This window comes from Streptomyces sp. NPDC048671, from assembly GCF_055587045.1.
Genome location: NZ_JBVJHB010000011.1, coordinates 129,689 through 148,423, shown reverse-complemented (window position 1 = coordinate 148,423; position 18,735 = coordinate 129,689). Strand labels below are relative to the sequence as shown.

Annotated in this window: 16 protein-coding genes and 2 pseudogenes; 9 read left to right on the top strand and 9 right to left on the bottom strand. The window is 70.3% G+C overall.

Annotation, left to right across the window (positions count from 1 at the left end; translation table 11 throughout):
• The first annotated feature begins 31 nt into the window (after window positions 1–31).
• A complete protein-coding gene (locus tag ACZ6S6_RS23395) occupies window positions 32–2,419 on the top strand; it encodes a phosphoketolase family protein (RefSeq protein WP_469706817.1) in 2,388 nt (795 codons plus the stop codon).
• A gap of 64 nt (window positions 2,420–2,483) precedes the next feature.
• On the opposite strand, the gene ACZ6S6_RS23390 is transcribed toward ACZ6S6_RS23395, so the two are convergent.
• Together ACZ6S6_RS23390 and ACZ6S6_RS23385 are read right to left on the bottom strand one after the other, a co-directional pair.
• Window positions 2,484–2,807 (bottom strand): plasmid stabilization protein, encoded by a 324-nt coding sequence (locus ACZ6S6_RS23390; RefSeq protein WP_362959429.1) that lies wholly within the window; start codon window positions 2,805–2,807, stop codon window positions 2,484–2,486.
• Between the two features lie 60 nt (window positions 2,808–2,867).
• The gene (locus ACZ6S6_RS23385) at window positions 2,868–3,983 is read right to left on the bottom strand and encodes a baeRF3 domain-containing protein (RefSeq protein WP_469706816.1); all 1,116 of its coding nucleotides are present in this window, start codon (window positions 3,981–3,983) and stop codon (window positions 2,868–2,870) included.
• 201 nt (window positions 3,984–4,184) lie between these two features.
• Here ACZ6S6_RS23385 and ACZ6S6_RS23380 point away from each other — a divergent pair, with 201 nt between their 5' ends.
• Window positions 4,185–4,751, top strand: a complete 567-nt coding sequence (locus ACZ6S6_RS23380) for a hypothetical protein (protein WP_469706815.1) — start codon at window positions 4,185–4,187, stop codon at window positions 4,749–4,751.
• 10 nt (window positions 4,752–4,761) lie between these two features.
• Entirely contained in the window at window positions 4,762–6,096 is a 1,335-nt protein-coding gene (glsA, locus tag ACZ6S6_RS23375; RefSeq protein ID WP_362959421.1) for a glutaminase A, read from the top strand.
• 48 nt (window positions 6,097–6,144) lie between these two features.
• Here the strand turns inward: glsA and ACZ6S6_RS23370 are convergent, their stop codons facing one another.
• Window positions 6,145–6,969: an endonuclease I family protein gene (locus ACZ6S6_RS23370; protein ID WP_469706814.1), complete on the bottom strand. Its 825-nt coding sequence runs from the start codon at window positions 6,967–6,969 to the stop codon at window positions 6,145–6,147.
• Window positions 6,970–7,218: 249 nt separating this feature from the next.
• Between ACZ6S6_RS23370 and ACZ6S6_RS23365 the strand changes: the two genes are divergently transcribed.
• The 4 genes from ACZ6S6_RS23365 (at window position 7,219) to ACZ6S6_RS23350 (ending at window position 11,084) form a co-directional block, all read left to right on the top strand.
• On the top strand, window positions 7,219–7,413 hold the full coding sequence (locus ACZ6S6_RS23365) for a hypothetical protein (RefSeq protein ID WP_362959416.1): 195 nt from the start codon (window positions 7,219–7,221) through the stop codon (window positions 7,411–7,413).
• Between the two features lie 103 nt (window positions 7,414–7,516).
• Complete coding sequence (locus ACZ6S6_RS23360) at window positions 7,517–8,674, top strand: methyltransferase (RefSeq protein WP_362959413.1); 1,158 nt, start codon at window positions 7,517–7,519, stop codon at window positions 8,672–8,674.
• A 128-nt stretch (window positions 8,675–8,802) separates the two neighbouring features.
• Window positions 8,803–9,981: an acyl-CoA dehydrogenase family protein gene (locus tag ACZ6S6_RS23355; RefSeq protein WP_362959410.1), complete on the top strand. Its 1,179-nt coding sequence runs from the start codon at window positions 8,803–8,805 to the stop codon at window positions 9,979–9,981.
• A 317-nt stretch (window positions 9,982–10,298) separates the two neighbouring features.
• Window positions 10,299–11,084 (top strand): GNAT family N-acetyltransferase, encoded by a 786-nt coding sequence (locus ACZ6S6_RS23350; protein ID WP_469706813.1) that lies wholly within the window; start codon window positions 10,299–10,301, stop codon window positions 11,082–11,084.
• A gap of 2 nt (window positions 11,085–11,086) precedes the next feature.
• On the opposite strand, the pseudogene ACZ6S6_RS23345 reads toward ACZ6S6_RS23350, so the two are convergent.
• Window positions 11,087–11,188: pseudogene (locus tag ACZ6S6_RS23345) on the bottom strand (ATPase); the annotation flags it as partial.
• 196 nt (window positions 11,189–11,384) lie between these two features.
• The gene (locus tag ACZ6S6_RS23340; protein ID WP_469706812.1) at window positions 11,385–12,854 is read right to left on the bottom strand and encodes an MFS transporter; all 1,470 of its coding nucleotides are present in this window, start codon (window positions 12,852–12,854) and stop codon (window positions 11,385–11,387) included.
• A gap of 145 nt (window positions 12,855–12,999) precedes the next feature.
• On the opposite strand from ACZ6S6_RS23340, the gene ACZ6S6_RS23335 reads away from it, so the two are divergent.
• Window positions 13,000–13,572 (top strand): TetR/AcrR family transcriptional regulator, encoded by a 573-nt coding sequence (locus ACZ6S6_RS23335; protein ID WP_469706811.1) that lies wholly within the window; start codon window positions 13,000–13,002, stop codon window positions 13,570–13,572.
• A gap of 41 nt (window positions 13,573–13,613) precedes the next feature.
• On the opposite strand, the gene ACZ6S6_RS23330 is transcribed toward ACZ6S6_RS23335, so the two are convergent.
• The 4 genes and pseudogenes from ACZ6S6_RS23330 to ACZ6S6_RS23315 form a co-directional block, all read right to left on the bottom strand.
• Window positions 13,614–15,641: a HelD family protein gene (locus ACZ6S6_RS23330; protein WP_469706904.1), complete on the bottom strand. Its 2,028-nt coding sequence runs from the start codon at window positions 15,639–15,641 to the stop codon at window positions 13,614–13,616.
• A gap of 282 nt (window positions 15,642–15,923) precedes the next feature.
• Entirely contained in the window at window positions 15,924–16,199 is a 276-nt protein-coding gene (locus tag ACZ6S6_RS23325) for a hypothetical protein (RefSeq protein ID WP_362959399.1), read from the bottom strand.
• Window positions 16,196–16,627, bottom strand: a pseudogene (locus tag ACZ6S6_RS23320) (ketoreductase domain-containing protein); the annotation flags it as partial. The gene ACZ6S6_RS23325 and the pseudogene ACZ6S6_RS23320, both read right to left, overlap by 4 nt.
• A 15-nt stretch (window positions 16,628–16,642) precedes the next feature.
• Window positions 16,643–17,260, bottom strand: coding sequence for a TetR/AcrR family transcriptional regulator (locus ACZ6S6_RS23315; RefSeq protein ID WP_362959396.1), 618 nt, complete (start codon window positions 17,258–17,260; stop codon window positions 16,643–16,645).
• A gap of 68 nt (window positions 17,261–17,328) precedes the next feature.
• Here ACZ6S6_RS23315 and ACZ6S6_RS23310 point away from each other — a divergent pair, with 68 nt between their 5' ends.
• Window positions 17,329–18,663, top strand: coding sequence for an alpha/beta fold hydrolase (locus ACZ6S6_RS23310; RefSeq protein WP_362959393.1), 1,335 nt, complete (start codon window positions 17,329–17,331; stop codon window positions 18,661–18,663).
• The last annotated feature ends 72 nt before the right edge of the window (window positions 18,664–18,735 follow it).

The following is an 18,735-nucleotide window of genomic DNA, read 5'->3' as shown; positions in this document are numbered from 1 at the left end:
CCGGCACTGTTCCGCACGCTGAGAGGTGACCATGAGCGACGCCCCACCCGCCTTCCCGACGGCCGGTCCGTCCGACGAAGAGATCTCCGCGCTCGACGCCCACTGGCGGGCGGCCAACTACCTGGCCGTCGGCCAGATCTACCTGATGGCCAACCCGCTGCTGACCCGGCCGCTCGCCCCCGAGCACATCAAGCCCAGACTGCTCGGCCACTGGGGCACCTCGCCGGGGCTCAACCTCGTGTACACGCACCTCAACCGCGTCATCTCCGCACGCGGTATCCCCGCCCTGTGCGTCTGGGGCCCCGGTCACGGCGGTCCGGCGGTGCTCGCCAACTCCTGGCTGGAGGGGAGCTACTCGGAGACGTACCCCGACGTCAGCAGGGACGCGGCAGGCATGGGGGTGCTGTTCAGGCAGTTCTCCTTCCCCGGCGGCGTGCCCAGCCACGTCGCGCCCGAGACCCCCGGCTCCATCCACGAGGGCGGCGAACTCGGCTACTCCCTCGCCCACGCCTACGGCGCCGCCCTCGACCACCCTGATCTGCTCGTCACCTGCGTCATCGGCGACGGAGAGGCGGAGACCGGACCGCTCGCCGGCTCCTGGCACGCCAACAAGTTCCTCGATCCGGTCCACGACGGAGCCGTCCTGCCGGTCCTCCACCTCAACGGCTACAAGATCGCCAACCCGACGGTGCTCGCGCGCCTCCCCGAGGACGAGCTCGACGCCCTGCTGCGCGGCTACGGACACGAACCCCTGTACGTGGAGGGCGACGACCCCCTCACCGTGCACCGGGCGATGGCCGCCGCGATGGACCGGGCCGTCGACCGCATCGGGGAGCTCCAGACGGCAGCCCGGACCGGCGGCGACACCGCACGCCCGCGCTGGCCCATGATCGTGCTGCGCACCCCGAAGGGGTGGACCGGCCCCGCCGAGGTCGACGGGGTGCCCGTGGAAGGCACCTGGCGCGCCCACCAGGTCCCGCTGCCCGGGGTCCGCGACAACCCAGCCCACCTGCGTCAGCTGGAGGAGTGGCTGCGCTCCTACCGGCCCGAGGAACTCTTCGACGCCGAAGGACGCCCATCCGCCCAGGTCCTGGCCTGTGTGCCCGGGGGCACGGACCGGCTCGGCTCCTCGCCGTACGCCAACGGCGGGCTGCTCCTGCGCGACCTGCCCGTTCCGCCGCTCGACGGGCACGGGGTCCGGGTGGACCGGCCCGGCACCGTCCTGCACGAACCGACCCGCGTGCTGGGCGGACTGCTGGAGGCCGTCATGGCGGCCACCGCGGACCGCAGGGACTTCCGGGTCGTCGGCCCCGACGAGACGGCCTCGAACCGGCTCGACGCCCTCTACGAGGCCACCGGAAAGGCGTGGCAGGCCGGGACACTGCCCACCGACGAGCACCTCGCCCGCGACGGCCGGGTCATGGAGGTCCTCTCCGAGCACCTGTGCCAGGGCTGGCTGGAGGGCTATCTGCTCACCGGCCGGCACGGACTCTTCTCCTGCTACGAGGCGTTCGCGCACATCGTCGACTCGATGGTCAACCAGCACATCAAATGGCTGCGGACCTCGCGCCGGCTGCCGTGGCGCCGCCCCATCGCCTCGCTCAACTACCTCCTCACCTCGCACGTCTGGCGCCAGGACCACAACGGCTTCTCGCACCAGGACCCGGGCTTCGTCGACCACATCCTCAACAAGAGCCCCGAGGTCGTCCGCGTCTACCTGCCGCCGGACACGAACACCCTGCTGTCCGTGGCCGACCACGCGCTGCGCAGCCGCGACTATGTCAACGTGATCGTGGCCGGCAAGCAGCCGAGCTTCGACTGGCTCACCCTCGACCAGGCCCGTGCGCACTGCGCGCGGGGCGCCGGGGTCTGGGAGTGGGCGGGCACCGAGGACGGCAGCCGCGAGCCCGATGTGGTGCTCGCCTGCGCCGGGGACGTACCCACCCTGGAGATCCTGGCCGCGGCCGGTCTGCTCCGGCGCCACCTGCCCGAGCTGGCGGTGCGGGTGGTGAACGTCGTCGACATGGCCCGGCTGATGCCGCACGGCGAGCATCCGCACGGGATGCCGGACTCCGAGTACGACGCCCTCTTCACCCGCGACAAGCCGGTGATCTTCGCGTACCACGGCTACCCCTGGCTGATCCACCGGCTGGCCTACCGCCGCACCGGTCACGCCGAGCTGCACGTGCGGGGCTACAAGGAGGAGGGCACGACCACCACGCCCTTCGACATGGTGGTCCGCAACGACCTCGACCGCTACCGGCTGGTCATGGACGTCATCGACCGGGTTCCGGGCCTCGGCGTCCGTGCCGTGGCGGTGCGCCAGGCGATGTCCGACACCCGTACCCGCCACCACGCCTGGATCCGCGAGCACGGCACCGATCTGCCCGAGGTCGCCGACTGGACCTGGGAGGGCTGAGGCCCGCACCGCACACGGCAGGGTCCGGACGGCCGCACCGTCCGGACCCTGCCGTGTGCATGGGTCAGCGGCCGACGGCCCGTGCCAGCTGGGCCTTCGTCATCGACGAACGCCCCTTGACGTTCTTGTGCCGCGCCTCTTCGTAGAGCTGGTCGCGGGTGGGGCCCTGCGCGCCGCTGTGCGACCGCAGACCGCCGCGCCGGGAGGACGAGATGTCCTCGGTCGACGTACGGCTCGCGGTCCTGGACTCGCCGGAACGGGCGCGCTCCTTGTTGACGGTCCGGGCCGCGATCTCCTCGGCCCGGTCCTCACCGACCCCGCGCTCCTGGGCGGACTCCTTGATGTGCTCGTACTGCCGTTCCCGCTTGGGACTCGATCCGCGTGGCATGGTGTGCTCTCCTCTCGCAGGGGGCTCCGTCCGCCCCGGACTCCGTGAGTGCGGTCCGTATCAGTAGCGCAGCGCCGCCGCGATCCGCCCGTGCTCCTTGAGCGAGTCGTCCGCGACGAACACCACGTCGGCGCCGCTGTCCAGCGCCGCCTCGACCAGCTCGTCGACGATGTCCTCGCGGACCTTCTCGTCCGCCGGGTCCGCGGCGTCCCCGCTCACCGGCTCAAGGTGCTCCTGGGCGACCCGGACCGTCTGCTGGTAGTGCTCCTCCACCGCCACCAGACCGGCGCGCGCCTCCCGCACGGCGGCCCACACCTCGTCGAGACCCCCGGCGAAGGCGTGACGGCCGCGCGCTTCGTCCAGCTTGCCCTCGATCTCGGCGGCGAACCGCTTCTGGCGGGCCTCCAGCGCGGGCCGCAGCTCCGTGAGCAGATCGCCGGGCGTCGTGTCGGCGGGCGCGCCCTTGGTGACCCGTCCGACGGCCGCGTCCGTGCTCTCGCCGACCTCGTCCAGCAGCGCCAGCGCGGGGGCGAGGCCGACCAGGTACAGCGGGCGCGGATCCGTGGCCAGGACCGCGCGCAGCTTCTCGTCGACCGTGCGCAGGAAGTGACGGGTCTCCTCGTCGCTGAAGGTGCTCGGGGTGTCGCCGATCCGCTCCTCGCGCTGCGGGTTGGGCGCCTCGTGCGGAGCCGTCAGCGGGAAGCCGCCGATGTGCTCCTCGTGCGTGGTGTCCGCCGTGCCGCTGAACAGCGACGCGTGGTCGGCGGAGACGGTGAGCGCCCAGAACGGCCGGGCCTGGGCCTTCGCGGCGACCAGGTTGCGGGTGAGGTAGGTGTCGCTGAGCACCACTCGTTCGGGTGCGGTGCGGGGGAGCTGCCAGATCTGGTACTCGTCCGCCGTCGCGAGGACGACCAGGGAGTCCAGGGCCCGGCGCGGATCGATCTCGGCGACCGCCCGGTCGAGCTGCTGCTTGATGGCGGTCCGGGTCTCGCGGTCGACCCTGGGGTCGGCATCGAGCCGGTTGCCCGCCGCGGCGACGAGGTTGCGCAGCCGGACGGCGTCCTGCGCGTTGTCGGGTGCGCGGCGGTGGGTCGGCATGGTCAGGGACAGGGCGGGATAGGGCTTGGCCGCCCGGAGCTCCTGCAAGAGGCCGGCGGTCAGGGCATCCGTGTCCATCTGTTCCCTCCCGGGGACTTGGCGTGCTGCCGCGCGAAGCGGGTGATTCGACGAGTCAATTCATACCTTTTGATCCTAATATGGGCGAGTTGGTGCTCCCGGCTCCAGGAGGCATGTGCCCTGCCCGCCCCCTCCCCTTCGCTTTCCTGCCGCCTTCCTTTCCTGCGTATTCCTTCGTACGACCGAGCAGACGGAGCGTCCGTGAACCAGACCAGCCCCGTGCGGCGTGCCACCGGCGGCCGCGCGGCCCGCAGCCTGCCCCCCGCCGTCCTGGCCGCGGTGATCGTCGCCGGTACCGCCGCCTGCGACAGCTCCGGCACCTCCTCGCGGGGCACGGCAAGCAGCACCCGTACGGTGTCCGCGGAACCGGCCGCGTCCCCGAAGGTCACGGAGAGCCCGCGGACCCAGCAGGAATTCGAGGCCTCGGTCTCCGCCGAGGCGGAGCGCAGCCGGCAGAAGGCCGTCACCACGCTCAAGGGTGTGAAGGGGAAGGGTGACGCGGTCAAGGACGTCTCCGTCAACGGCCTCGCGGTCGAGCCCTCCGAACAGTTCCGCAGTGCCCTGGTGCGGGTGACCAACCCCACCGGCGAGGCGGCCTTCTACGCGGTCGAGGTGGAGTTCGTGGACTCCTCCGGGAAGGTCCTGGACTCCGTGGTCCTCAGCTTCACCGACGCCCCGCCCGGCCGCACGGTCAGCCGGCACGCCAACAGCCGCAAGGCCGCGGGTGTCAAGACGTTCCCGCGGATCGCCCAGGCCGAGCGCGGCTGACGGCCGGCCGTTGAACGCCGCCGACGCGGTCACGGACGCCCTGCGCGAGCTGCACACCCGGTTCGCCGGCCGGCGCGACGGCCGGCTCGCGGACTACATCCCGCAGCTGGCCCTGGCCGATCCCGACGCGTTCGGGCTGGCCCTGATCAGCATGGACGGTCACCGTTACAGCACCGGTGACGCCGAGGTGCCGTTCACCGTCCAGTCCGTGTCGAAACCGTTCGTCTACGCCCTGTCCCTGTCGGTCCTCGGTCTCGACGAGGTGGGCCGCTGGGTCGGCGCCGAGCCCAGCGGCGAGGCGTTCAACGCCATCAGCCTGGAACCCGGCACCGGACGTCCCGCCAACGCCATGGTCAACGCCGGCGCCATCGTCACCACCGCCCTGGTCCCCGACACCCGGGACGCCCCGAGGTTCGACCGGATCCTCGACTTCCTGAGCCGCTTCGCCGGCCGGCGGCTCGACGTCGACGAGCAGGTGTACGCCTCCGAGGCGCTCACCGGCGACCGCAACCGCGCCCTGGCGTATCTGATCCGCAGCGCGGGGCCGCTGCCCGTGGACCCGGTGGCGGCCGTGGAGACGTACTTCCGCCAGTGCTCGGTACGGGTCACGGCGCTGGACCTCGCCGCGATGGCGGCGACCCTGGCCAACGGCGGGGTCAACCCGGTCACCGGGGACGCGGTGGTGCCGGAACCCGTTGCCGCCCACGTCCTCGCCGTGATGGCGACCTGCGGCATGTACGACGCCTCGGGGGACTGGCTGCTCCGGGTGGGGCTGCCGGCCAAGAGCGGGGTGTCCGGCGGACTGATCGCCGCGGGACCCGCCCGGTTCGGGCTGGCGACGTACAGCCCGCTCCTCGACCCGGCCGGGACCTCGGTGCGGGGACGCCTCGCGCTCGGCGCGCTGTCGGAACGGTTCGGGCTGCACCTCATGCACAACCCGGCCCTGGCGGGCTCCACCGTCACCCTGGTCACCACGGCCGACGATCTGCCCTCCGCGCCGACGGGGGAGCGGGAGCGCGCCCGCCGTGAGCGGGTGGCGGTGGTCGCCGCCCAGGGCGCGCTGGACTTCACCGCGGCCGAGCGGGTGCTGTACGCCCTGGACGAGGCGGGCGCGAGGGAGACGGTCGCCGTGGTGCTGGACCTGGGCCGGGTCACGGACATCGACAGGGCGGCCCGAGCGATGCTGATCAGAGGGCTGGCCCGGCTCACGGGCGGCGGCCGGCGCGCCGCCGTGGCCGACCCGGCGGGCCGCCTCACCGAGCAGAGCGCCGCCGCCGGCGCTCCCCGGAACTTCGCCTCCTGCGACGAAGCCGTGGACTGGTGCGCGACGGGGCGGGCCGGCTGAGGCGTGCCGCGCGGGCCGGAAGGTCGCACCGGCCCGCGCCCGGTCCGTCTACCAGATGGCGTCCACCCATTCGGGGTGGTCGACGAACGGATTCCGGTTGTGCTGGTACTGGTCGAATATGACGTCGTTGCGCCGCTTCTCGAAGGTGTCCGGCGGGTCCTCCTGGCTCCACGCCTTCAGTACGGAGAGCCGGCCGATGTTCGGGGCGGAGCCGTTCGACACCTGGTCGTTGGGTTCGAGATCGGCGAAGGAGTCGTCGCCCTCGTACCGCACCGCCATGTAGAGGATCATGCGGGCGACGTCGCCCTTGACGGCGTCGCGCGGTTCGAAGGAGTCGCTGTCGGTGTAGTTGCCGGGCGCCCCGCTGACCTCGCTGCCGCCGTCGTCGAAGTCCTTGTTGCCGCGGACGGAGTTCACCGACACGTCCGCCGGGCGCAGGTGGTGGATGTCGGTGCCCGGCCCGGTGGCCGTACCGAAGTTGCCATGGGACTTGGCCCAGACGTGCTCCCGGTTCCACTGGTCGGCGCCGCCGCCGTTGTCGCTCTTGGGCTCCGAGCGGCCGGAGTAGAGAAGGATCACGTTCGAGGAGTTCGCCGGGTCCTCGTCCGTGTCCTTGAGCGCGTCCCAGACCTGGCTGTAGGTGAGTGTGGACTGGTCGCTGATGATCGTGTGCAGGGCGCCCTTGAGTGTGGTGCCGGTCTTGCCGAGCGCGTCCTGGTAGTACGTGTCGTCCAGCGCGCCGAGCGGGGTGGCGGCGGCCACCGCGGCCCGCGGGGTGTCGGCCGGTGCGGCGGCCGCGGTGCCGGTGAGCACGGCGAAGGCGGCGAGAGTGGCCAGCAATGGGCGCCGGTAGGGAAGGTGACGACGGGACATGTGGGGTGTCCTCTCCGGAAAAACGGGCACCGCGGCGCCGGCACAGGGTGGGGGCGGCGCCGCGGTGGTCGTGTGACAAGTGGTCAGCGGAGCTTTCCACACGCACCGTGACCCACGTGTGAACGCTGCGTACCTATCATGTGCAGGTCAAGTGAGGGGTCGGCCCGAGGCCGGCGGACGATGCTTTCGGACATCGGATGCGCCCCCGTCGGCGCGGGGCGAGAATTGCCACAAGGACGAGGAGGCGGCATGAGCGAAGAATCCGTATCCGCATCGCGGGGAGTGACCCCCGACAGCCTCTTGCACACCGGCGCGAGCGACGATCCGTCGCCCGAGGACCTGGTGCTCGCCTCCGGGCGGGACCTGACGCCGCAGACCCTCGAGTGGGCGCGGCGCACGCTGGCCAGGGAGGGCCGGGCGGCCATCGACAAGCGACTGCCGTAGCCGCCGTCGGGCGCCGCACGCGGGGGAGTGCGGCCGCTCCTCGCCATCGCCGCGGCCGGAAGTGTTCGGGTGTCTCCCGCTGCTCGGTTAGCCTGAACGCACAATGAACCGTTTGACGACGTCAGGGGCCGGTTACGACCTCGCCCGATTCCCCGAGGACCCCCGCGACCCGTTCCGAGCCTGGGACGCGGCCGACGAATACCTGCTGCGGCATCTGGAGGGGATCGACGGAGCGAAACCGGTCGACCTGTCCGGCAGTGTCGTCGTGGTCGGCGACCGCTGGGGCGCGCTGAGCACGGTACTGGCCGGCCACCGCCCCGTGCAGATCACCGACTCCTACCTCGCGCAGCGGGCGACGGCGGCGAATCTGGAACGCAACGGGGCCGACGCGGACGCCGTACGCCTGCTCTCCGTGCGCGACACCCCGCCGGAACGCGTCGACGTCCTGCTCGTACGGGTACCCAAGAGCCTCGCGCTCCTGGAGGACCAGCTGTACCGGCTCGCGCCCGCCGTCCACCCCGGCACCGTCGTCATCGGCACCGGGATGGTGAAGGAGATCCACACCTCCACCCTCAAACTCTTCGAGCGGATCATCGGTCCGACCCGCACCTCGCTCGCGGTCAAGAAGGCCCGGCTCATCCACTGCACGCCGGACCCGGCCCCGGCCCGCACCCCCAGCCCCTGGCCCCACCGCTACGAGCTGCCCGACGACGTCGGGGCCGTCGCGGGGCGGACCGTCACCAACCACGCCGGGATCTTCTGCGCGGAGCGGCTCGACATCGGCACCCGCTTCTTCCTGAAGCACCTGCCGGCCCGCAGCGGCCCCGAGCGGGTCGTCGACCTCGGCTGCGGGAACGGGGCCCTCGGGCTGTCCGCCGCACTCGCCAACCCCGAGGCCGAGGTCACCTTCATCGACGAGTCGTACCAGGCGGTCGCCTCGGCCGAGGAGACCTTCCGCGCCAACGCCGACACCGGTGCCGAGGCCCGCTTCGTGGTCGGCGACGGCATGGCCGGCACCGCGCCGGCAAGCGTCGACCTGGTCCTGAACAATCCGCCGTTCCACTCGCACCAGGCCACCACCGACGCGACCGCCCGGAACATGTTCCACGCCGCGCGTGCCGCACTGCGCCAGGGCGGCGAGCTGTGGGTCGTGGGCAACCGGCATCTCGGCTACCACACCCAGCTGCGCCGGACGTTCGGCAACTGCACCACGGTGGCGGGCGACCCCAAGTTCGTGGTGCTGCGCGCCGTCAAACGCTGACCCGGCCCCCGGCCACCCGGCCACCGGGGCTCCGCGCTTCTCCATGCCCCTTCCAGATTCTTGCAACACGTTCTACTGTGTGCGCCGCCGCACACGGGCGACGCGACCGCGAGACTCCTGGAGGGGCCGTGCACCTCGAATACACGCCTGAGCAGCAGCAGTTGCGCGCCGAACTGCGCACCTACTTCGCCGCCCTGGTCCCCGACAACGCCTACGCGCGCTACGCCGACCCCGCGGCGCAGAAGCGCTTCTACCGGGAGACCGTCCGGCGCCTGGGTGCCGACGGCTGGCTCGGCGTCGGCTGGCCCACGGAGTACGGCGGACGCGGCCTGTCGCCGATGGAGCAGTTCATCTTCTTCGACGAGGCCGCGCAGGCCGGCGTACCGCTGCCGCTGATGGCCCTCAACACCGTCGGTCCGACGATCATGCAGTTCGGCACCGACGAACAGAAGGCCTACTTCCTGCCCAAGGTCCTCGCCGGGGAGATCGACTTCGCGATCGGCTACAGCGAGCCCGACGCGGGCACCGACCTCGCCGCCCTGAAGACCCGGGCGGTGCGCGACGGCGACACGTACGTCGTCAACGGACAGAAGATCTGGACGACCAACGGCGACACCGCCGACTGGGTCTGGCTCGCCGCCCGTACCGACCCGGACGCCCCGCCGCACAAGGGCATCACGATGCTCCTGGTCCCGACCTCCGACCCCGGCTACTCCTGCACCCTGATCAACACCCTCGCCTCGCACGACACCGCCGCCAGCTACTACGAGGACATCCGCGTCCCCGTCTCCCGCCGGGTCGGCGAGGAGAACAAGGGCTGGCGGCTCATCACCAACCAGCTCAACCACGAACGCGTCACCCTCGCCGCCCACGGCACCATGGCCATCCGCGCCCTGCGCAACGTCCGCCGCTGGGCCGCCGACACCAGGCTCGCCGACGGCCGCCGCGTCATCGACCTCGGCTGGGTCCGCGCCCGACTCGCCCGCACCCACACCCGGCTCGACGCCATGAAACTCCTCAACTGGCAGATGGTGTCCGCCGTCCAGCACAACACCCTCACCCCGCAGGACGCCTCCGCCGTCAAGGTCTACGGCTCCGAGGCGCGCCGCGACGCCTACGCCTGGCTGATGGAGGTCGTCGGCTCGGCCGGACCGCTCAAGGAAGGCTCGGCCGGCGCCGTACTGCACGGCGAACTCGAACGCGGATACCGGTCCGCCGTCATCTTCACGTTCGGCGGCGGGAACAACGAGATCCAGCGGGAGATCATCTCGTGGATCGGCCTCGGAATGCCGCGCGTACGGCGCTGAGCGGGTGTGACTACAGATTTTAGTTGTCACAAAACGGGACAGCCCTTAGTCGGCGCCGAACACATTCACGGAGGCACCAGGCGAATGAGCCGGGACACGGTAGTTGGAACCTGGCCTTGATTTGTTGGCACCGAGTCTTGATGGCTGACGCCAAGGCCTCGCCCTGTCAACGATCGCGGTATTTACCAGAGCCCGTAATTCCCCAGGTCCCTGCTGTGTGAGCCACTAGGTTGGTGTGCGTGGAGACGCGGGGGCAGAAGTATCGGTATGTGGGTCTCCGGTGTTCAATCACTTGACCCGGTCCATACGCTGTTCGAGTGAATGACACTCTGATCAACGAACTCCGCATCGCGTATGACGCCCAACTCCGTGGTGTGACCCCGCCCGGCGGCAGCGCGCGCATCGAAAAGGACGGCCCATTGACCCGTGTCGTCGGTTGGCACCGTGGCTTCGTCACGGGCCCACGCGACCTCGGCGTGTACGGGGCAGAACTCGACACACTCATAGCGCGGCAGCGTGACTTCTACGCTGCCCGTGGTGAGGGGGTCGAATGGAAGACTCGCGCCCATGATTTCCCCGCCGACCTCACCGACCGGCTCACGGCGGCCGGCTTCGTCGCCGAGGACAGCGAGACCGTGCTCGTCGGGCGGTCCGCAGACCTTGCCGCAGACCCCGTCCTGCCCGACGGCGTGACCCTCCGCCGTGCCACCTCCCGATCAGACCTCCAGCGCGTCGCCGCTATGGAGAGCACCGTCTGGGGCGAGGACTGGAGCTGGCTCGCCGACGACCTGACCGCCCGGATCGAGAACGCCCCAGAGAACACCATTATCCTCGTCGCCGAAGCGCGCACCCAAGTCGTCTGCGCCGCCTGGCTGGTGTTCAAGGACGGCATCGACTTCGGCGGTCTCTGGGGCGGCTCAACACTCAAGGAATGGCGCGGACAGGGCATCTATCGGGCCATGGTCGCCCACCGAGCCCAACTCGCTGCCTCTCGCGATGTCCCCTACGTCTACGTCGACGCCTCAGCCGACAGCGCCCCGATCCTCACCCGCCTTGGACTGCACGCGGTGACCACGACGACGCCGTATGTGTGGTCGCCCTGAGCTCAGCCGGCCTTGGCGGGCTGTCCGGCTCGTGCGCGGGTACCGGCCAGACGGTAGGAATCGGTACCGGTCTCGATGATCGTGCCGTTGAAGGTGAAGCTGTCGCCGCACCCGAAGGCGGGCCACGACCTGCCGACCGTTCGGACGTGATACCCGTGCACCTTCCCCGAGCGAGTTGACATCTCGCACATAACGTCAACGACGCCCGTCACCTGCCGTCACCACCGACTGCGGAACAGAGCCGCACGGTTGACGGACCCACGGCCCCACGGACCCCCCCGGCCATGGCCGGTGTCACCGTCAACGGCTGCCCGCAGGTGCGTCGTTCAGAGTGGTGACCGCATCTGGATCAGTGGAACGTTGCGGTGTTGCGGAGCCTTCCGCAAGCTTGGGCTTTGCCAGCCACAGTCCGGTGAACACGGCGGTGGCCAAAGTGACGATGCCGGCAGCGAGGAAGGCGCTGTTGAGGCCGGCCTCGAAGGTGGCGCCGCTGGATTGCCGGGCGCGGACGATGGCTCCGAGTACTGCGACACCGAAGACGGCACCGATCTGCCGGGTGGTGCTGCTGACGCCGGAAGCCAGGCCGCCTTCCTGCGGGCTGACTGCTTGGATGGCGGCTCCCGTAAGTGGGGACATGGCCAGGGCGAATCCGGTGCCGGCGACTGCCAGCCGCCACCACACGTTCCCGTATCCGGTGTCGGCGTGGACGGTGCCGAGTGCCATCAGTCCCAGGCCGGCCAGGGCGAGGCCGGTGGTGACCACGATGCGGAAGCCGTATCGGGCGGCGAGTCGTCCCGCGTACGGGCTGACGATGACCATGGCGAGGGACAGCGGCAGGGTCTGCAGGCCGGCACGCAGGATCGAGCCGCCTTGGACGTAGACGAAGAACTGGGAGAAGAAGAACGAGGAGCCCATGAGGGCGAACCCGACCACGACCATGGCGGTGTTCGACACGGTGAACAGGCGCTGCTTGAACAGCGGCAGGGACAGCATGGGCGCGGCGCGGCGGGCTTCGACGGCGATGAAGGCGGCGAGGAGGATCACTGCGGCGGCGAAGCAGCCCAGGATCTCCGGTGATGTCCAGCCGCGGGCACCGCCCTCGATCAGGCCGTAGGTCAGCACGCCCACGGTCAGGACGGACAGTGCCGTCCCGGGGATGTCGATCGCGGGAGCGTTCGGGTTACGGGACTCGTCGAGGTGGCGCAGGCCGACCAGCAGAAGGCCCACGCCGAGGGGCAGGTTGACGAGGAAGATGGCGGGCCAGCCGAAGGCCTGGGTCAGCACGCCGCCGGCCACGGGGCCCGCGGCGAGGCCGATTCCGCTGAGTCCGGCCCACAGCCCGATCGCCTTGATGCGTTCTTGCGGCAGGGGGTAGGCGGCGGCGAGGAGGGCGAGCGAGGCGGGGGCGAGTGCCGCGGCTCCGATGCCCTGCAGTACCCGGCCGGTGATCAGCCAGCTGACCGAGGGCGCGAGGGCACAGACCAGTGATGCGGCGGTGAACACCGCCACGCCGGTCAGGTACACCCGCTTGCGGCCGAACCGGTCGGCGAAGACGCCACCGGACAGGAGCAGCATGGCCACCAGGAGTACGTAGGCGTCGACGATCCACTGCAGGCCGGTCAGTTCCGTGTGGAGCCGGTGCTGCATGTCGGGCAGCGCTGCTCCGACGACCGTGTTGTCGAGCAGGACCATGAACTGGCCCAGGCAGGTCACCGCGAGCAGCACGGCCCGGTTCGGTCGGCTGCCTACTGTCGCAGGCGATGCAGCCATGGGATTCCCCTCAATCGTCGATTGCGCCCGGCCACGACCGGCGTGGTCAGCCTCTGAACGCTTTAAAACAGTTAGTAGCTGCGTTAGTGGACCATAACGGGGGGTCACTCGTAAACGCAAGTCTTGACTGCGTTAAGGTGGAGGCATGAACGAACGACAGCGAGCCCGACGGCCCGGCGGGCGCAGCGCCCGCGTCGGCGCACAGGTGCATCAGGCGGTGACCGCTCTGATCAGTGAGCGGGGCTACGGCCACTTCACCGTAGGAGAGGTCGCAGCCCGCGCAGGTGTGGCCGACAGCAGCATCTACCGCCGGTGGGGCAGCCTGGAGGACCTGCTCTCCGAGGTGGCGCTCACCCGCCTCAACGCGCAGTCACCCATGCCCGACACCGGAAGCCTCGCCGGCGACCTGCACGCCTACGCGGCCAACGTGGCCCGCGAGATCACCGGACCCGACGGCCTGGCACTCGTGCGCCTCGCCGTCGCCCTCACCGGCACCGGCCAGCAAGGCCAACTGGGCCGGCAGGCACGTGACAGCCTCCGCGACGAACGCACCCGGCAACTGCAGTCCATGCTCGACCGCGCCGGCGAGCGCGGCGAGAGGGCCCCCGCCGCGCTCGACGTGCTGGACCACATTCTCGCCCCGATGTACATCCGCGTCCTGTTCGGCATGGAACTCACCCCGGACTACGTCGACGGGCTCGTCGACCGGCTGCTGTGACCGCCGGACGCGCCCTCGGTGGCAACGCGGGCGCGGAGTAGTCAGGCGGGCTGGACGGTAATGGAACAGAGGCGTTTGGTGGCCCGGGTCAGGGCCACGTACAAGTCCCTCTCCCCACCGGGGCGGGCCGTGATGATTTCCTCGGGGTTCATGACGACGACCCCGTCGAATTCCAGGCCGCGTGCTTCGGACGCCGGCACGATGCGTGCGTGGTGCCCGATACCCCGGGCCGCCAGCTCGCTCACCCTGGTGTCCGCGCAGATCACCGCCAAAAGCTCGTCCGGATGCGCGGTGCTCTGCGTACGGAGTTCCTGGACGACGGCCGTGACCGACCCGTCCTGAGGTGTGGTCACGGAGCGAGGGCTCTCACCGCTTCGCAGTGACCGCGTGGGCTTCTGGTCCGGAGCGATCCGCGTGAGCAGGTCCCGGACGCTCTCCAGGATCTCCTGCGTGGTGCGGTAACTGACGGTCAGGTTGTGCAGTCTGAACCGCGGTCCGACGTGGGGGCTCAGCGCTTCCCTCCAGTCGCGTGCTGTCGCGACCGGGCCTGCCTGGGCGAAGTCGCCCACCAGCGTCATCGCTCTTGCCGGGCAACGGCGGACGATCATCCGCCACTGCATGGCGGTCAGTTCCTGCGCCTCGTCGACGACGACGTGCCCGTACGTCCGCCCGGGGGGACCCTCGACCAGGCTTGCCGCCTCGTCCAGCAGCGGGACATCGGCATCGGTCCACGGGTCGTCCGGACCCCGCAGCAACAGGGACCGCTCCTGCGCGGTCAGACCAGGCAGGTGCTCGGCGAGAGCGCCTGCATTCGTCACGAGCTCTTTGACGAGGCCGCCCGGCAGGAGCCGCGGCCACAGCGCCTCGACCGCCCGGTCAACGCCGGCGTCCTCGAGGAGGTCCGCCCGGATGGCGTCCAGGTCCAGCTCGTGGGCCGGATCCGGGTCGGCCGCCCCTTCGGCACGGCGCTGGGCGGCTCCCGTGAACCGGTCGAGGTTCAGGCCCGTCATCTTCTCGGCATCGGCGTCGATCCGCTCCAGGATGTCGCCCATATCCCGCTGCATCGCATCGGTGACGGCATCGGCCAGGAGCTCCTTGAACACCTGCCGCGCAGGGTTGTGCCCAGGTGCGGCTGCCACGGCGGCGTCGCGTGCCGTGGCCACTTCCTTCTCGGACAGGTGGACCACTTCCTGACCGACCCGCACGGTGAAGTCACCGGCGGGGGCTTGGTGGACGCGCAGCAGGCCGGCCAGGGCGTCGGCGAGGCCGGAGCTGCCCTTGAGACGTGCCGCGTCGAAGGGGTCCGCCGCCTCCGTGAACACTCCGGCCAGTTCCTGGCATGTCGCCAGAACCACGTCGTTCTCTCCCAGTGAGGGAAGGACCTGGGAGATGTAGTCGAGGAACCGGGCGTTCGGGCCCACCACCAGGACTCCCTCTTCCGCGGCGCGCGGAAAGGCGTACAGGACGTAGGCCGCCCGGTGCAGGGCGACGACCGTCTTGCCGGTGCCGGGCCCGCCCTGCACCACGGTCACCCCTCGGTGGGGGGAGCGGACGATCTCGTCCTGCTCGGCCTGCAGCGTCGCGGCGGCAGCGTGCATCTTGCCCGTGCGCCTGGCCGACAGGGCCTCGGTCAGCGGGCCGTCCCCCACGATGTCCTCGTGGGTCGGGGCGGTCCCGTCCAGCAGTTCGTCGCTCACCGAGATGACGGTGCGGTCCTCGATGCGCAGATGCCTGCGGCGCCGCAGGTTCATCGGGTGGACCGGTGTCGCCTCGTAGAAGGGCCGCGCCGCGTTCGCGCGCCAGTCCACGAGCAGCGGCAGGTCGTCCTCCTCCGTGTGCAGTCCGATCCGTCCGATGCGCAGGGCGGTGCCGTCCGTCCAGTCGATGCGTCCGAAGACCAGCCCCTTTTCGGCACCCTCCAGCCGGCTGATTTCCTTGGCCAGACGGTCGGCGGCGATTTCCCTCTCGTATGTCTCACCGGCGCTTTCGGCCGGGGCCTTCAGCACACTCGCTCTGTGTGCTCGTGCCTCGGAAAGCCGCTCGGTGACCAACTCGTACAACGAGGACACATAATCCTGCTCCAATTCAACCGCGCGCACAGCAGAACCATTCCTTTTCGACAACAAGAAGCTCCTTCGATTCGAGTCACACCATACGGACGAAGCTCCCCAAAGGTAAGTCTTGACTTGCTTGTTGGGGCTATGCCCCTATGGCTGGGTCCATGGCGGCTGACCACATTTACGTGTCACGCATTTGGCTGCTCCGTATATCGGAATGCTGGATTGAATGGCCCTCGAGTGAATCGAGTCAGTGCCGGAGGCGCGCGGCGGTCTCTGCCGCCTGATCCTCGATCATCGAGAGATGATCGAGAAGTGATCTGCCTCGATGTACTCAGCCGGTCCACGGTGTTGTCCGTCGGGGACGGGGACGGGGACGGGGATAGGGACGGGGTCGAAGTCGCCGAAACCGCTCAGCGTCACGGTGGCCCGCAGATTCAGTGTCGGAGCGGCGACCCGCTCGGCCTCGCGCTCGGGGTAGATCCGCACGTAGCCGCCCATGGAGAGCAAGCTGTGGTCGTGCGCCCGGCTGACATCGGTACTCGCGGCGGCCGGGGGAACCCGGATCATGCCGCGCGGCGTCGCGGGCAGGGTGCCGCCGCACGCGCCAGCGCGTCCGGCGCGCTGTTCGCGGCGGCGTAGTTGCCCTGCCCTTGTCCGCCGAGCACCGGCGCCGCGGACGAGAACAGCACGAACGCCGACAGATCCAGGTCGCGGGTCAGCTCGTGCAGGTGCATTACCGCATCGACCTTCGCTGCCGGCACCCGCGTCGGCTGCGCGGTGGTGAGGGTGTCGAACGTGCCGTCGTCCAGAACGCCCGCCGTGTGGATGACAGCGGTCAGCGGGGTGCCGGTGTCGGTGCCGATACCGGCCAGCAGGGTCTGAACGGCAGCGCGTTCGGTGACGTCGCACCCCACGACCTGGACGTGCGCGCCGAGAGCGGTCAGTTCGGCAACCAGTTCGTCGGCGCCGTCCTCTGCCGGCCGTGTTCGTGCGGCTACGGAGTAACCGCTTCACGGCGCAGGGTCCGGGCGTCGAAGGTCAGGGAAGGCGGCGGGGGTTGCCCAGCCGCGCAGTACGGCATCAATCGTTGACCGGAACGCGGTCTCGGCTGCGGTGCCGTCGAGGCCGCCGGCGAGTTCGAGGGTCACGAGTCCGTGCAGGGCGACCCACAACGAGACGGCGATCAGCGTGGTGTCGCCCGCGAGGATCTGGTCCGCCACGGCACGGTCGATCGCCGCGACGAGCGGTCGCACCGGGTCTCGGTCGCCGACCCGGGTCGACGGTACGAAGGACTGTGCGCCACCGAACAACACCGCGTACAGGTGGCGGTGTTCGCGTCCCCAATGGCGATACGCCACGGCCAGCGCATACAGATCCTCCAGGGCGGAATCCGAGCCGGGAACGGCCGTCAGGTTCTGGAACAGGCCGGCGACCGCCTGGTCGCGCACCTCGCGGATCACTCCGTCCTTCCCCTGGAACAACGTGTACACCGCCGCCGTCGACGTTCCGGCGGCGGCGGCCAGCGCACGGACTGTGACCGACTCCTGGGGGCGGGTGGCGAGCATTTCGGTCGCGCATGCGACGAGCCGCTCTCTGACGGCGGTGTCGTTCGTTCTCGGCCTTCCCATGGAAAGCAGTTTACCCATGCTGATAACATCGTTTCAAAACAGCGTTCCAAAACCCTGGGGAGCTCATCATGGCACCGTCCGTCATACGTCCCTTGCGCCTTGCCGGCCGCCTGCTGGCGGCCGCCGCCGCGGTGGTGGGGCTGGTCACCGTCTTCCTGGCACTGATCGTCGCCACCGACGGCGCGGGATCGGGGTTACCCGCATGGTCCGCGGCTGTCGGGGCCGGGGTCATCGCGGCGCTGTGGCGGGGCCGCCGCCGCTCCTGGCGGGGGCGGCTGGTGCCATTCCTGCCGGTGGTCGTCGCGGCCGCGCTGACGCTGTCGGTGTGCGTCCCCACCGTCCCCACGACGCGCCGTTACCCGCCTGCCCTGGCGTTCGTGGCCACCGAGCACTGGCGTCTGTCCACCGGCAGCCAGGTCGCGGTCTACCACTACCCGCCCACCGGCAACAGCCCCCGGCAACGCGTCCCGCTCGTCTACCTCAACGGCGGCCCGGTGCGCGGCATCTCAGTGCTCGACCACCGCTTCCTGCAGCGGCTCGCGGGACAGGGCTACGACGTGTACGCCTACGAACAGGCCGGCGGTGGACGCAGCGACCTGCTGCCCATGAACCAGTACTCGATCACCCGGTCCGTCCATGACCTCGGCGCCTTCATCAGCGAACTCGGCAAGGGCCGCGCCGACGTACTGGGTTTCTCCTCGGGCGCGGTCGTGCTCACCCGCGCGCTGGCCGACCCGGCCATCGCCGGCCATCTGCGCCGGGCGGTCATCGCCGAGCCGGGCCCGATGGACGGCCCCACCACCCGGATGTCCGAGCAGAAGGGTCGGCCATCGGCCCGCGACATCGCGCCGGCCATGACCGGACCACGCTCCACACGCGTCCCGCGGTACGCGGTCACCTTCGGCCTCATGCGGCTCGGACTGCTCAGCCCGGACAACGGGCTGGTAGGACAGGCGGAAGGCGACAACGCCTTCACTGCCGCCGATCTCGGCAGCGACACCGCGTCCGCTTACTGCGCGCGGGACGCGCACCGCATCCCGGTCGAGGACACGGAGCGGAACTTCTCCTTCAGCGCCGCCGCCAGCCTCCGCATCCAGCAAACGATCAAGGACTCCCCCTCCATCGTCCCCCAGCTGAGGCGCTCCCGGACACCCGCGATGCTGATGATCGCCGAGTGCTCCTCCCAGGTCCGGCAGTGGCAGACAACCGTCCTCGCGGACAACCCCGCCATCCAGCGCACCCAGTACATGCCAGGTGTCGGACACCACATGTGGAACGGCCTGGGTGGCAACGACCAACGAGCAGCAGCCGTCATCACCGCATTCCTCCAAGACAAGCCCGCACCGCTGCCCGACTACCCGACCCGAGCCGACATCCCGGCCTTCCTCCGTGACCACAAGTAGGCGGGCAGGCCCTGGACGTCGCACCCAAGTCGCAGGGATGAGTTGGCAAGATCCACGGGGCAGGTCTTACCG

Coding starts and splice junctions, on each gene's coding strand:
- ACZ6S6_RS23395 (WP_469706817.1), top strand. CDS start 32: ATGAGCGACGCCCCACCCGCCTTCCCGACGGCCGGTCCGTCCGACGAA.
- ACZ6S6_RS23390 (WP_362959429.1), bottom strand. CDS start 2,807: ATGCCACGCGGATCGAGTCCCAAGCGGGAACGGCAGTACGAGCACATC.
- ACZ6S6_RS23385 (WP_469706816.1), bottom strand. CDS start 3,983: ATGGACACGGATGCCCTGACCGCCGGCCTCTTGCAGGAGCTCCGGGCG.
- ACZ6S6_RS23370 (WP_469706814.1), bottom strand. CDS start 6,969: ATGTCCCGTCGTCACCTTCCCTACCGGCGCCCATTGCTGGCCACTCTC.
- ACZ6S6_RS23365 (WP_362959416.1), top strand. CDS start 7,219: ATGAGCGAAGAATCCGTATCCGCATCGCGGGGAGTGACCCCCGACAGC.
- ACZ6S6_RS23360 (WP_362959413.1), top strand. CDS start 7,517: ATGAACCGTTTGACGACGTCAGGGGCCGGTTACGACCTCGCCCGATTC.
- ACZ6S6_RS23340 (WP_469706812.1), bottom strand. CDS start 12,854: ATGGCTGCATCGCCTGCGACAGTAGGCAGCCGACCGAACCGGGCCGTG.
- ACZ6S6_RS23335 (WP_469706811.1), top strand. CDS start 13,000: ATGAACGAACGACAGCGAGCCCGACGGCCCGGCGGGCGCAGCGCCCGC.
- ACZ6S6_RS23325 (WP_362959399.1), bottom strand. CDS start 16,199: ATGATCCGGGTTCCCCCGGCCGCCGCGAGTACCGATGTCAGCCGGGCG.
- ACZ6S6_RS23315 (WP_362959396.1), bottom strand. CDS start 17,260: ATGGGAAGGCCGAGAACGAACGACACCGCCGTCAGAGAGCGGCTCGTC.
- ACZ6S6_RS23310 (WP_362959393.1), top strand. CDS start 17,329: ATGGCACCGTCCGTCATACGTCCCTTGCGCCTTGCCGGCCGCCTGCTG.